This is a genomic window from Cysteiniphilum sp. (assembly GCF_057495195.1).
Genome location: NZ_JBXTEF010000149.1, coordinates 1 through 14073 on the forward strand (window position 1 = coordinate 1; position 14073 = coordinate 14073).

The following is a 14073-nucleotide window of genomic DNA, read 5'->3' on the forward strand; positions in this document are numbered from 1 at the left end:
TTGTTTGGTAGCCGTGCTAATGATAGCTTAAGCGGTGGTGATATTGATTTAGCCATTGATGTTGAAATGGATAAAGAGCAATTTTGGCAGTGTAAAGTGAAATTTAAAACAGCGCTTTTGCAAATGGGTTTTGATCAAATTGCAGTGGATGTAGTGCCCTATCATTCAGAAGATGAACTTTTATCTTCTGAGATTTGTCGAACAGCAGTGAGAGTGTTTTGAATGTTGAATTAAAAATCAGGAGACCGGTGTGAGACTGACAGAATATGAGATTAAGGCAATCAAAAGCTCATTTTTAGAGGTTTTTGGTGCTGGTAGTATGTATCTTTTTGGTAGTAGAGTCGACGATGGTAAAAGAGGTGGTGACATTGATTTATACCTCGTACCTAACGAAGAGTTATCGCGAGATCAATTGCTTGAGAAGAAAATAGATTTTTTGGTTAGCGTGAAAAACTTGATAGGTGAGCAGAAAATAGATGTTATCATCGCTACGGATGAAAGTAGACTAATTGAGCAAGAAGCATCAACTAAAGGGGTTAAGCTATGAGTGGTGACAGTGTGTTGAATACATTTCAAGAAAAAATATATGAATGCAATAAGCATATTAAAAAAATTGAGACATCTAAAAAATACTTGGCAGAGCATATGCCGCTTAGTATTGAAGCCTATCAATCATTAGATGATGTCAGTTTGAGTTTTATTGATGGATTGATATATAGGTTCTTAAAGCTTCAGGATACGATGGGGGGCAAAATTTTTCCCGCTATTTTGTTATTAGCAGGGGAAGATGTAAAGAGAAAAACTTTCATAGATATTCTAAATCGTCTTGAAGAGCTTGAGGTGCTTGATAAAAATCAATGGCTTAATCTAAGAGAAGCTAGGAATGAAATAGCGCATGAATATTCATTTAATATTGCTGAAGTTGTCGATAGCATTAATCTTATTTATCACAAAAGTGATATGCTTGCAGAAATTTATATAAGAGTGTGTGAGTTTTGCAGAACAAAGTTTAATCTTGAGTTATGAGTTATGAGTTATGAGTTATGAGTTATGAGTTAAATGTTTGATATGTAATCAAGAGGCTCTTTGCTCTGTGTTAAAATGGTAAAAAAATCTCTGATATGCTTGTGATGGAATAGCAAAAAGTATATGATCTTGAGCTTAAATTGCGGCTGCCCACTGTTAATTGGTGGTTATTTTATATTCGTAGAAGATAGGACTGAAAATTAGACTTATGAAAGGTATTATTCTAGCCGGTGGTAGTGGTACACGACTTTATCCAGCAACTTTAGGTGTGAGTAAACAGTTGATTCCCGTGTATGATAAACCGATGATTTATTATCCATTATCCGTACTGATGTTGGCAGGGATCAAAGAAATTGCGGTTATTACAACAGAGCATGATCAGCCAGCATTTCAACGACTTTTACAAGATGGTAGTCAATGGGGTGTGCGTTTTGAATATATTGTACAACACTCGCCAGATGGTTTAGCGCAAGCTTTTATTTTGGCCGAGGATTTTCTGGCAGGAGATTCAGCTTGTTTGGTTCTGGGGGACAATATTTACTTTGGACATGGCTTGCCAAAGTTGTTAATTGATGCAAAAAGTGATGTTGAAAACAATGGAGACGCACAGGTGTTTGCCTACTGGGTGTCGGATCCTGAGCGTTATGGTGTTGTGGAGTTTGATGAAAACAAGCAGGTGCTTTCCGTTGAAGAGAAGCCTAAAAAGCCAAAGTCAAATTATGCCGTAACGGGTATTTATTTTTATGATTCAGATGTTTGCAAGCTTGCTAAAGAGGTAAAGCCATCGGATAGAGGTGAACTTGAGATATCCTCTTTAAATCACCTTTATCTCGAGCGGAAAAAGCTTAATGTACAGACCATGGGGCGAGGTTATGCTTGGCTTGATACTGGTACGCATGAAAGCATGATGGAAGCCTCAAGATTCGTCTCTACCATTGAGCGTAGGCAAGGCTTGAAAATAGGCTGCCCTGAAGAAATTGCCTACCATAATGGCTGGATTGATAAAGCTCAGGTATTAAAAATAGCAAAACCATTATCAAAGACGCATTACGGTAAATATTTAAAAGAGTTAGTGAATTAATTTATGAAGATTATTGCAACGGCTATTCCAGAGGTTAAAATTATTGAACCTAAGGTTTATGGTGATCATCGCGGCTTTTTTTATGAAAGCTTTTCTCAGGATCGTTATCAAGAGATGCTAGAAGTGGATTATCAATTTGTACAGGATAATCTGTCACGCTCAACCAAAGGTGTGTTACGCGGACTTCATCATCAACGAGAACACACGCAAGGTAAGCTGGTAAGTGTCTTAAGAGGAGCTGTTTTTGATGTTGCCGTTGATATACGAGTTGGCTCACCAACTTTCGGTCAGTCTGTAGCGGTTGAGTTAAATGAAGAAAACAAACGGCAGTTTTGGGTGCCACCTAGCTTTGCCCATGGCTTTGTTGTGTTAAGTGAAACAGCTGACTTTTTTTATAAATGCACGGATTATTATTACCCACAGTCTGAGCTGGCATTGAAATGGGATGATCCAAAGCTTGAAATTGAATGGCCGGTTTCAGGTATGACTTTGTCGTTATCACAAAAGGATCAAGAGGCGTTGACTCTTGATGAGTTGTTGACGCGAGGATTATTGCCAAACTATCAGGATTGGAGTTGATTTATGCATATCTTAATCATTGGTAAGAATGGTCAGGTTGGCTATGAGTTAGTTCAAGCATGCAAAATGCGCAATATTTCTTTCGATGCAACAGCTCGTGATGAGCTGGACTTAACTGATCTTGAGGGTATAAATCGCTTTTTTGCTAAACATCATAACTATGATTTTGTGATCAATGCGGCTGCTTATACCCAAGTAGATAAAGCTGAAGATGAGCCTGAATTAGCTGATCTTGTTAATCATCAGGCAGTAGGCGTGATCGCGCAAATGTGTCAGTACTATGATATCCCGTTATTGCATATATCAACGGATTATGTGTTTGATGGGCAAAAAACAACACTTTATAACGAGCTAGATGTGACTAATCCAAGTGGCGTTTATGGGTTGTCTAAGTTAAAAGGTGAGCAACAGGTTCAAAAATTAGAAAAGCACCTCATTATTCGTGTAAGCTGGGTCTTTGGGCGTCATGGTCATAACTTTGTTAAAACTATCGCTCGTTTATCAAAAGAAAAGGAAGAGCTAGCAGTTATTGCTGATCAATATGGAGCCCCGACAGCTGCTCGCGATATTGCGCGTGTGATATTAGATGTTGTGCAGAGTCAAAAGCAATGTTGGGGAGTGTATCATTATTGCGGTTTCCCATTAACAACTTGGCAGCAGTTGGCTTGTGGAGTTTTACCTTTTGTTGATGGCAAAAGGGTTTTGGCAGTTGATGCTATTGAGACTAAGGATTATCCTTTGAAAGCCAAAAGACCGCAAAATTCAGGTTTAAATGTGAGTAAAATTATTAAGGATTATGGTATCCAACAGCATTCTTGGCTTGATTATATTCAAGAAACTGTAGAGTCAGAGTAGTTAAATTTTAGAAAGGTGATATAGAAATGTTTCAAGCTAAAGTAGTCCTAGTAACGGGTGCTGCCGGGTTTATTGGCAGCAATTTTGTACGTATGTTATTAACCAGTAACAAGCATCAAAAAATCATATCATACGATAAATTAACTTATGCGGGTAATCTCAAAAATCTTGATGGTTTACCAAATGCTGAAAAGCATCTTTTTATTGAAGGTGATATTTGTGATGAGACTCAGGTTGCGAAAGCGCTAAGAGCACATAACGTTGATACTATTGTACACTTTGCCGCAGAGTCGCATGTTGATAACTCAATAGCGGATCCTAAAGTGTTCTTCGAGACGAATGTGATGGGGACCTTTAATTTACTAGAGCAGGCAAAGAAATTTTGGCTGGATGAAAAGGGGCTTGATGAGACTCAGTGTCGTTTTCATCATGTGTCTACAGATGAGGTATATGGTACTTTAACAAAAGAAGCACCGGCATTTACAGAAGGCAAAGCCTATAAACCTAATTCACCTTACTCGGCATCAAAAGCAGGGTCTGATCATATTGTGCGTTGCTACTATCATACCTATAAATTGCCAGTAACAATCTCAAATTGCTCTAATAACTATGGATCATATCAGCATCCCGAGAAGCTTATCCCTGTTGTTATCAACAGTTGTATTGAGCAGCAAGCAATTCCCGTTTATGGGGATGGCAGTAATATTCGTGACTGGCTATATGTTGCGGATCATTGTGATGCAATCCAGTGTATTCTTGAAAAAGCTCAAGTAGGAGAAGTCTATAATATTGGTGGCAAGAATGAGGTGGATAATTTAACCTTGGTTAAAACTATTTGCCAGTTGATGGATGATTATCGTCCAGATAATGCCCCACACCAAAAGCTAATTAAATTTGTCGAAGATCGCAAAGGGCATGATTGGCGTTATGCGATTGATAATAGCAAAATTCAAAATGAATTAGGTTGGAAGCCATCGCAAGACTTTGAGAAAATGTTTAAGCAGACGATTGAGTTTTATTTGCAACAGAGGACTTATGCGTAGTTTGATTCTATTTCTAAAGGATATTTTCCGTCAACGGAAAATGCTTAAATCTTTAGCTAAAAATGACTTTAAGCAGCAGTATTTGGGGTCTGCTTTAGGGATTTTATGGGCGTTTATTCAGCCAACCATTATGATTTGCCTGTATTGGTTTGTATTTAGCGTGGGTTTTAAGTCGCAACCGGTTGAAAACGTGCCATTTATCTGCTGGCTTGTTGCAGGTCTTATCCCTTACTTCTTTTTTGCAGATGCGTGGGGTAAATGTACTAATGTGGTTATAGAGTATAGTTATCTTGTCAAGAAGATTGTGTTTTCAGTTAGATTATTGCCGATTATTAAAATTATCTCGTCGTGCTATATTCATTTATTTTTTATAGTATTCACCATTGCGTTATTTGCTGTTTATGGCTTTTATCCAGACTTATATTATTTACAGTTGATTTATTATGTTTTTGCATTGTGGATTTTATTATTAGGACTTGGTTGGTTAACAGCGGCAATGCAAGTTTTCTTAAAAGATGTGACACAAATTGTCAGTATGATTTGTCAGATTCTTTTTTGGGGAACACCGATATTATATGCAACAAATATTGTGCCTGAAAAAGTTTTATTTATTTTGAAAACAAATCCCTTATATTATATTGTTCAGGGCTATAGGGATATATTTATCTCTAAACAATGGTTTTGGCAGCATCCTGTATTGACAGTATATTTTTGGGTTGTGACATTATGCATTTTTATTCTGGGCGCGTTTGTTTTTAGGCAGCTAAGACCGCATTTTGCAGATGTTTTATAATTTTTAATAGAGTTAAGAGTTAAGAGTTAAGAGTTAAGAGTTAAGATTGGCTTATGAAGTGTGAAAAGTTAGAAGTATGGAATTTGGCTAAAGAGCTGAGTGTAAATGTATACAAAATATTTGCAGACTGTAGGGACTATGGATTTAAAGATCAGATTACACGATCAGGTTTATCTATACCGAGTAATATTGCTGAAGGTATGGAAAAGAATTCAGTGAAGGATCAAGTGCGCTTTCTAGATATTGCAAAAGGTTCTGCGGCTGAGTTTGCTACACAAACATACATCGCGCAGGAAATAGGGTATATACAAGAGGAAACCGCACGATTTTGGTTAGCACAAAGCGATCAATTATTAGCGATGCTTACTAAATTGCAGCAATACTTAATGGGGAAATCATGAGTACTGAAATGAAAGGCAAAGACAAAACCGCTCCGAACTCAGGACACATAATACCTGGCTCTAAGTACATAACTCCTAACTCCGAACACATAGTTTTTAATCCTGAGCACATAACACCTAGCTCCGAAGTCCTAACACCCAACTCAGAGGTTGCAATCAAATGTAGCAACCTTACCAAAGTCTATCCTATGTACAGCAATCCAAAGGATCGTTTTAAAGAGGCATTGCATCCACTACGCAAAAAGTATCATAAAGATTTTTATGCATTAAATGATGTGTCTTTTGAGATTAAAAAAGGTGAAACGGTCGGTATTATTGGTAAAAATGGTGCGGGAAAATCGACTTTGCTCAAAATTATTACTGGTGTTTTAACACCGACTAGCGGCACAGTTGAAGTCAAGGGTAAAATTGCCTCATTATTAGAGCTGGGCGCCGGCTTTAATATGGAGATGACGGGTATTGAAAATATTTATCTTAACGGCTCAATTAGGGGTTATAGCAAAGAGGAGATTGATCAAAAACTTGAATCAATTGTCTCTTTTGCTGATATTGGTGAGCATATTCACCAACCGGTTAGAGGCTATTCAAGTGGAATGTTTGCGCGTTTAGCATTTTCAGTTGCGATTAATGTTGACCCTGATATTTTGATTGTGGATGAGGCTCTGTCGGTAGGTGATTTTGCTTTTCAGTATAAGTGCTTTATGAAATTTAAAGAATTTCAAACAATGGGAAGAACAATCTTATTTGTGACACACTCAATGCAAGAGACAGTTAGATATTGTAATAGGGCTATTTTAGTACATTCAGGAGAGGCCTTGCTCGATTCTTACAATACAGAGGAGGTGGTTTTTGAATATGAAACCTTAGTTCGTAATTCTGATAAAGTTTATAATGTATCCCCCTTAAAGGAAGATGGGAGTGAGCACAGGTTTGGAACCCATGATGCTTTGATTGAGAGTGTGTCATTTATGCAAGGCGATTCAAGTCATTTGTTATCTGGGGTAAGCACAGAAATTAAGCTCAAAATTAATTCAAAAAAACAGTTGCAAAATTTGGTTATTGGTTATTCTCTAAAGAATATTAAGGGCGTAGTTGTTTGGGGTGACAGTAGTCTTTCTGGCAAAAATGAATATTTTGAGTTGAGTGAAGGTAAATATGAGTTGATAATTAAGTTTGATGCAAACGTTGTGCCTGGAGAATATTATTTTTATGTTGGTTTGTCATCTTTTCGTAGTAAAAAAATAGATATTGACCAACGTTGGCGTTGTGAAAAAATTGTTTTTCAATCAAAGCGGCATATGTCTGAAGGGCTGGTATATGCCCCTTCAAATATTGAAATTTTTAAGGAAAAAAGGAGTTGAAAATGAAGGTGGTTGCATTTCTGCCAGTCAAAGGCAATAGTGAAAGATTTGAAAACAAAAATATTCGGTTGCTTGATGGTAAGCCGCTATTCTTACATGCGTTGGATAAGCTGTTAGCGTGTGAAGTTATTGATGAAGTTTATTTGGACTCTGATTCTGATGTTATACTTGATATGGCACAAGATCGTAATTGTAAGCTAATGAAGAGAGATAAAAGTTTAGCTTCCAATAAAACAGATGGACATGAACTTTTTTTTAATGAGGTCAAGCAAGTTAATGCTGATATATATATACAGATGTTGTGCACCAGTCCATTTATTAGTGATGAGACTATAACTAATGGTGTAAAGGTTCTTAAGGAGAATGATTGTTATGACTCAGCTGTTTTAGTGCGCTGTGAAAAACAATATATTTGGCAAAATGGGCAGCCTGCTTATTTAACAGAAAAAGGGAGAATACCTAATAGCGTAGATTTACCAGAGAGTGTTATCGAAACTATGGGCCTTTATATGATAAAAAAAGAAGCTGCTCATCTAAAACAACGAGTTGGTGAGAAACCTTATCTTTTAAAGGCATTGCCTATTGAAGCAATAGATGTTAATTATACGCAGGATTTTGATTTGGCCAATTATATTGCGGCAGGGATAAGAGAGAGTGAGCGAAGCCTTTTCAAAAACTTATCAAGTAAATTAACGAGTGCAATGCTATCAGATATTTTGGATGATCTGGGCATTGAGCATTCTACAATAACTGAACTTACCTTAAATTTGCCGTGCAAAAAGTTATTGGGGCGAGCTAAGACACTAAAATTACGTCCTCTAAATCCTGGAGAAGCCTACCAGGGGATATACGATGCCTTGAAGTCATATGAAACAATCATTACAAATGATATTATCGTTGTCGAAAATGCCTGCCCTGAGTATGCTTATTTTGGAGAGATGAATGCAAATTTAGCAATTAGATCGGGTGCTGTTGGTGCAATAATTGGTGGGAAAACTCGAGACTCTAAGGATGTTGCTGATTTGGACTTTCCTGTTTTTTCAATGGGGTATAAGTGTAAAGATGTAAGAAAGCGAGCCACGATGGAGTCTTTTAATAAGCCGATTAGCTTATTTGGAGTCACTGTTTTTGTGGATGATTTAATATTTGCTGATAATGATGGTATTGTTGTAATTCCAAAACAATATGAAAAGCAAGTTTTATCAATGGCATTTGAAACGATATCAACTGAAAGGAAAATTGTTTTTGAGATAGCTAATATGGCAACTACAGATCAAATTATTGAAAAATGTGGTTTTTTCTGATGCATCAAATAGTTTTTATTGGTTATTTGGGGGAAGGATTTGGTGACTTTCTACAAAGTTTGTCGGATGCTTCTCATGAAGTGTCTCTATGTGCTGTTGCATTTGGGGTGCACCATCAGGCCTTTCGGTTATGTAAATGTAGCTTTGATTTAATTGATATAAAGAGACTTCCAACTGTCGATGAAGTGTATGCAATCCCTAAAATATGGGATATTTTATTTCCAAATAGTTTCTTCATACTATGGAATGGTATGCACGGCATATATTCTGTGCTCGCACAATATTTTAAAAACGAACGTATACCGTTTTTAGTTGCTGAATATAGTGCAATAAGGAATTTGTATTCTATTGATGAAAGCTTATATGGAAGCGAGGTGTTGTCTGAGTGCAAATTATCAAACATTGATTTTCCGAGTCGTTTGGACTTAAAGTATTTGGAAAACTACATTATTCCAAGGTATGATAATCAACTAGCGAATAATGATGAAATTCAGATGTTAGCTCATGATGTTAGAAAGAAAATTTTGTACTTAGGTGTATGGGATGAGGCTGCTGGTTTAACAGAGCCGAATAGTTGTGAGCAGCAAAGAGAGGTGTCGCCTATTTTCCGATCCTCATATGAGGCAGTAGTGGCTGTGGCTGATAATGTTGTAGGAGATGAAAATATTCTCCTTATTATTAAACCACACCCAAATTGCACAAGAGAGGAGAAGCATCAACTTAAATTGCTGGCTGCAAAGCATGATTATTTGTACTTAGATGCTAACATTGTTGTTTATGATTTGATAAAAATTGTTGATGTTGTGATTACGATTAGTTCAACACTTGCATTTGTGGCTCTTTATCATAGAAAGCCTTTAATCTTATTAGGAAGAGAACGGTTAGCTAAAAGTGGTTACTTTAGGGTTTTAGAGAGAGAAGATATGCTGGGAGGCCTAATTAGATCGGTATTGTATGGGTATAATAATGAAAAGATACTTTCCGTTGAAGAGATTGTTTTGTGGTATCTGCTTAATGATCGAATGTATACGGTAGATCCATGTTTAATAGAGTATGGGTGCAGAACACCTATTGAGCTATGCAATAAGATATTAAATATACTAAGGTTTCAAAATGAACGAGTTGTTTCTGTTGATCCAAATCTGTATTTCAAGATAATGGGAAAAATGATAGAAACACGTGATGAGTCAATTAAGGTAATGGAGCAGATGATAGACACGCGCGATGAGTCAATCAAAGCAATGGAGCAGATGATAGATGCGCGTGATAAATCAATCAAGGCAATGGAGCAGATGATAGATGCGCGTGATGAATCAATCAAGGCAATGGAGCAGATGATAGATGCGCGTGATGAGTTAATTAGAGAGTTGAAGCAGTCTACTCAAGTTCAAGATGGAAAGTTAAAGAATGATTAAGCTGAATATTATTGATAAGCAAACCGAAACTGATGGCTATGAGAGAGCATGAAATTAAATAATTTAATAGGTAATAATGAAAAAGAAGAACTTTTGTTCTCAGATTTTTTTGATACCATAGTCCACAGAAGTGTTCCTCCGGAGCATGTGAAAAAATTATGGGCTGGAAGGTTGGAATCTGAGTTGGGGATTCAAGAGAGAGGATTGCTATATGATATGCGGTATAACATTGAGGCGCAACTTTGTCAAGAGAGCTTACAAAAGGATAATGAATTAGAGTTTAGATATGATGACATGATTAAAAAGTTGTATGCTTTAATTGATGGAATCTCTATGACATTTCCAGAGTTTCGTGAAGTGTCTATTAAAATAGAGCTTGATTTGGAGAGGGAGGTTCAATTTTTAAACTATAAGAGCCTTGAGTATATAAAAAGCAAGCGTCAAAATGGAGTTAAAGTGTATGTGGTTTCGGACTTTTATTTTAGTAAAGAGATGTTTCAATCGCTATTAGAATATCACCAAATTGAATCTTTGTTTGATGATGTTTTTATATCTGCTGAACTTATGGCGTCAAAACGCTCAGGTAGAATGTATGATAAGTTGAAAACACTGCTTAGACTCTCGGATTTAAGCTTAGTTACAATGTATGGTGATAATAAGCATTCAGATTATGTGAACGCTAAAGAGAAGGGTTTGAATGCTATATTATTAAGCTCTCAAGATGCTCATGCATATTATAAAAATTTTTTCAATTATAGAACATTTACATCTATGGCTAAATCTTTTGATAATATGTATCTGCATAGAGCTGATGTGGATTATCGAGCATTAGGGCTTTCTTTGTACTTATTTATTCAGAAACTCCATGCTCGATTGGTTAAAAATGGAGTAAATACTGTTTTTTTCATGGCTCGAGAAGGGTGGTTTTTAAAGCGTCTATTTGACGATTATTGTTTAATGATTGGTAATAAAATTACTAGTCACTATTTTTATGTGTCACGTAGAGCAACTTTTCTACCATCTCTTAAAAGTCTTCCAAAAGAGGACTTTTCACGTCTTTTTAGACAATACATAGATATATCACCTAAAGAATTTATGTTAAATTTAAATTTTTCAGAAAAGCAAATGAGTTGTATAGCGACTGAACTTGAGTGTGACGTTGAAGAGAAAATACAAGGCTTTAATTCGTCTGAGGTCTATTTCAAACTTCGAGATTTAGATCAATTTAAAGAATTTTATGAAGTAAATAGATTGACGCAAAGGGATGCAATTCAGCAGTATTGGAAGAGTTTCAACTATGATGGCAGTAACGTTTATATAGTTGATGTTGGCTGGAAGGGGTCAATTCAAGATAATCTAGTTGAAATATTTGATGAACATGTTTTTACAGGGTTTTATCTTGGGCTAAATTTTTTGTCATGTGTATCAGAAAGTAATCATAAATACGGGATTTTATTTGATCAGCTAAATAATAATGTAGCCTGTAGAGGTTTCTATGATGAGTGTACTTCTATTTATGAGGTAATATTAGCAGCTCCACACGGTAGCACCCAATATTACACTAAGCTAGGTGAGCCTGAAATATCAGAGAATAGTTATGAGAATGCGTTATATGAAAAGCAGCTTAAAAGGTACCAGCAGCAAATCTATAGTTATGTTAAATGTTTTGCTACTATAGCTGTAAACTCAGGATTTGCTAGGGGTGAAATAGAAAATTACATAGATCGTGAGTATAGAGCCTTTATTCTGTCTCCAGATAAACACCATCTTTATATTTATGATGAATTAAGCCATGTTGAAAGTTTTGGCGTTCATCAGGTTACACAATTTAAAACGGAGAGTAATAGTAAATGGAAAAATGTAAAGATTTTTATCTGCTCTCCTCGTAATTACTTGTCAGTATTTTGGCCTGCACATAAGTTAATTACCAGTGGACTTAGTTGGTTGGTACCAATTTATAAAGCTTATAGAATCGTTAAGGGGAGGAGATGAGTTATGGAGATAGCATTTTTGGTTGGTTCCGAAAAAATTAGTGGTGGAACCTATGTGATTTTCGAGCATGCAATACGTATGAATCGTAAGAAAGATATCAACGTTACATTGATAACAGAGCATAAAGTTAACCCTCAGTTAGATCTACAATGGCACCCTGAAGCAAAAGAATTGACGTGGAGAACATATTCAGAATGTTTAAGTAGTGAGTTTGACGTCTTAATAGCTACATGGTGGCGTACAGTTTATGAAATGCATAGGATTAATGCTAAGCAATATTGTTATTTTGTTCAGTCTATTGAGTCAAAGTTTTACCCGGAGGACGATGTTGAACTTAGGCAGCTTGTCGATTCTACTTATATGTTTGGGCTATCCATTATAACAGAGGCCACTTGGATAAAAAATTTCTTACAAGAGAATTATTTGTTAGATGTGAAATTAGTAAGAAATGGTATTAGAAAAGATATTTATTATAGTAAATCTTCGAAAAAAGATGAAAAATTTAGAGTTTTAGTTGAAGGGCCTCTAGGAGTGCCATTTAAAAACACCGAGAAGGCATTAGCTCTGGCAAGAAACTCACAGGCTGATGAAGTGTGGTTGCTTACCTCAAGCAGATGTAATTCCCATGAGATGGCTGACAAAGTGTTCTCCAAAGTTCCAATGCATGAAACACCACGTATTTATGAGCAATGTGATGTTCTTGTTAAATTAAGCTATGTTGAGGGGATGTTTGGGCCGCCCTTAGAAATCTTTCATTGTGGTGGAACAGCAATTGTCTATAAAGTTACAGGGTGTGATGAATATATGATCAATGGTTATAATTCTTATATTGTAGAAAAAGACGATGAGGAGCAAGTAGTTAGTTTATTAAATAATTTAGTAGTAAATAAAGAAGAGTTAGCTAGGTTAAAAGCTAACGCATCTATCACATCGAGTAAATGGCATGATTGGCAAAGCGCATCAGAGGAATTTTTATTAGCTTTGCAACAAATTTGCAAAGCGCCAAGCTTTTGTCAAAAAAAACTTGGAAGAAATATAACATTTTTCTTTAAATGGTATGAGATTGCTGTAAATTTAAGACCTCATAGTGCTAGAGAAAAGATAATTACAAGGATTAAAGAAAGGATTAAGAAAAATGCTTTTATGATGAGAGTGATAAATAAATTTAGATAAAGGTGAGGTTTTATCGATTGAATGGCGATGGTTCTTAATTCTATTCAATTCGTGAGTTTTACTAATTATATTTCTTGTGTTTATTGAGATAAAACCAGTGTAAGATATACAGCGAATTAGATTGGAAAAAGTTTTTTTGGAAATTATTAAGTGTCACAGGCAATAAAATTAGTAACTTCAGTAGTATTATATGAGGAAAAGGAGGAGGATTTGGTCAATCTCCTTAACTCATATAAAAAAGCGGTTGAATTTGCTAATAAGAAATACCCATTGACTACTTCGCTGGTATTTATTGAAAACTCTACAAACCCTGAATCTAAAGAGCTGTTGTCAAGTTTGACAGGGGAGTTAGGTTTGGCGCATTGCTATATCAAAACAACTAACAATATTGGTTATGGTGCGGCGCATAATTTGAGTTTACCGCATTCAGATGGTCAATATCATTTGATTTGCAATGCCGATATTGTCATTAAGGAGGATGCACTTTTGCATGCCTTGGAATATATGATCTCATATGATGATGTGGGCTTAATTACACCCGCTGTATATGGCAAAGATGGGCAGCGCCATCATTTATGTAAGCGTAACCCCAAGCTTTTTCACTTGTACTTAAGACGTTTCGCGCCAAATATTTTACGCAGATATTTTCAGGACTACTTGGATGCTTACGAATATCGAGATCGTTCATATAATGACATTATTGAGCAAGTTCCTTTTTGTACTGGATGCTTTATGTTTTTTAAAACAGATGTCTTAAAAAATTTGCAAGGGTTTGATGAGCAGTTTTTCTTATATATGGAAGATGCAGATTTATCGCGTCGCGCGCTTAGTTATGGTAATAATGTCTATTTGCCTCAGTGCCAGGTAACGCATGCATGGGGGCGGGGGTCGTATAATTCCAAAAAGCTAAGAAATGTAGCCATTCAATCAGCGTTAAAGTATTGGCGCAAATGGGGTGGGGTGTTTTAATGTTATCCGAGTTCCGAGTTCCGAGTTCCGAGTTCCGAGTTCCGAGTTCCGAGTTCCGAGTTCCGAGTTCCGAGTTCCGAG

The 14073-nt window shown here is 36.2% G+C and carries 15 protein-coding genes; all 15 read left to right on the forward strand.

All coding sequences use genetic code 11. The features are described 5' to 3' along the window. On the forward strand, nucleotides 1–222 hold a 222-nt coding region (locus tag ACY10D_RS12090; RefSeq protein ID WP_487000976.1), incomplete at its 5' end, for a hypothetical protein. A gap of 28 nt (nucleotides 223–250) precedes the next feature. Then, entirely contained in the window at nucleotides 251–547 is a 297-nt protein-coding gene (locus ACY10D_RS12095; protein ID WP_487000977.1) for a nucleotidyltransferase domain-containing protein, read from the forward strand. Then, a complete protein-coding gene (locus ACY10D_RS12100) occupies nucleotides 544–1026 on the forward strand; it encodes a hypothetical protein (protein WP_487000978.1) in 483 nt (160 codons plus the stop codon). Before ACY10D_RS12095 ends, ACY10D_RS12100 begins: the two co-directional genes overlap by 4 nt. A 208-nt stretch (nucleotides 1027–1234) precedes the next feature. Next, the gene (rfbA, locus tag ACY10D_RS12105; RefSeq protein WP_487000979.1) at nucleotides 1235–2107 is read left to right on the forward strand and encodes a glucose-1-phosphate thymidylyltransferase RfbA; all 873 of its coding nucleotides are present in this window, start codon (nucleotides 1235–1237) and stop codon (nucleotides 2105–2107) included. A gap of 3 nt (nucleotides 2108–2110) precedes the next feature. Beyond that, nucleotides 2111–2686 (forward strand): dTDP-4-dehydrorhamnose 3,5-epimerase, encoded by a 576-nt coding sequence (rfbC, locus tag ACY10D_RS12110; RefSeq protein ID WP_487000980.1) that lies wholly within the window; start codon nucleotides 2111–2113, stop codon nucleotides 2684–2686. A 3-nt stretch (nucleotides 2687–2689) separates the two neighbouring features. Beyond that, nucleotides 2690–3541 (forward strand): dTDP-4-dehydrorhamnose reductase, encoded by an 852-nt coding sequence (gene rfbD, locus ACY10D_RS12115; protein WP_487000981.1) that lies wholly within the window; start codon nucleotides 2690–2692, stop codon nucleotides 3539–3541. 26 nt (nucleotides 3542–3567) lie between these two features. Beyond that, nucleotides 3568–4584, forward strand: a complete 1017-nt coding sequence (rfbB, locus tag ACY10D_RS12120) for a dTDP-glucose 4,6-dehydratase (protein WP_487000982.1) — start codon at nucleotides 3568–3570, stop codon at nucleotides 4582–4584. Then, the gene (locus tag ACY10D_RS12125) at nucleotides 4577–5377 is read left to right on the forward strand and encodes an ABC transporter permease (protein ID WP_487000983.1); all 801 of its coding nucleotides are present in this window, start codon (nucleotides 4577–4579) and stop codon (nucleotides 5375–5377) included. Before rfbB ends, ACY10D_RS12125 begins: the two co-directional genes overlap by 8 nt. 53 nt (nucleotides 5378–5430) lie before the next feature. Further along, nucleotides 5431–5778: a four helix bundle protein gene (locus ACY10D_RS12130; RefSeq protein WP_487000984.1), complete on the forward strand. Its 348-nt coding sequence runs from the start codon at nucleotides 5431–5433 to the stop codon at nucleotides 5776–5778. Beyond that, nucleotides 5775–7139 carry an ABC transporter ATP-binding protein gene (locus ACY10D_RS12135; protein WP_487000985.1) on the forward strand — a complete coding sequence of 455 codons (1365 nt, stop codon included), beginning with the start codon at nucleotides 5775–5777 and terminating at the stop codon, nucleotides 7137–7139. The genes ACY10D_RS12130 and ACY10D_RS12135 overlap by 4 nt, the downstream gene beginning before the upstream one ends. Nucleotides 7140–7141: 2 nt before the next feature. Beyond that, nucleotides 7142–8443, forward strand: a complete 1302-nt coding sequence (locus tag ACY10D_RS12140) for an RraA family protein (RefSeq protein ID WP_487000986.1) — start codon at nucleotides 7142–7144, stop codon at nucleotides 8441–8443. Beyond that, complete coding sequence (locus ACY10D_RS12145) at nucleotides 8443–9858, forward strand: capsular polysaccharide export protein, LipB/KpsS family (protein ID WP_487000987.1); 1416 nt, start codon at nucleotides 8443–8445, stop codon at nucleotides 9856–9858. Before ACY10D_RS12140 ends, ACY10D_RS12145 begins: the two co-directional genes overlap by 1 nt. A gap of 48 nt (nucleotides 9859–9906) precedes the next feature. After that, nucleotides 9907–11850, forward strand: a complete 1944-nt coding sequence (locus tag ACY10D_RS12150; protein ID WP_487000988.1) for a hypothetical protein — start codon at nucleotides 9907–9909, stop codon at nucleotides 11848–11850. A 3-nt stretch (nucleotides 11851–11853) separates the two neighbouring features. Continuing rightward, nucleotides 11854–13023: a glycosyltransferase gene (locus tag ACY10D_RS12155; RefSeq protein ID WP_487000989.1), complete on the forward strand. Its 1170-nt coding sequence runs from the start codon at nucleotides 11854–11856 to the stop codon at nucleotides 13021–13023. Between the two features lie 150 nt (nucleotides 13024–13173). Next, entirely contained in the window at nucleotides 13174–13992 is an 819-nt protein-coding gene (locus ACY10D_RS12160) for a glycosyltransferase (protein WP_487000990.1), read from the forward strand. The last annotated feature ends 81 nt before the right edge of the window (nucleotides 13993–14073 follow it).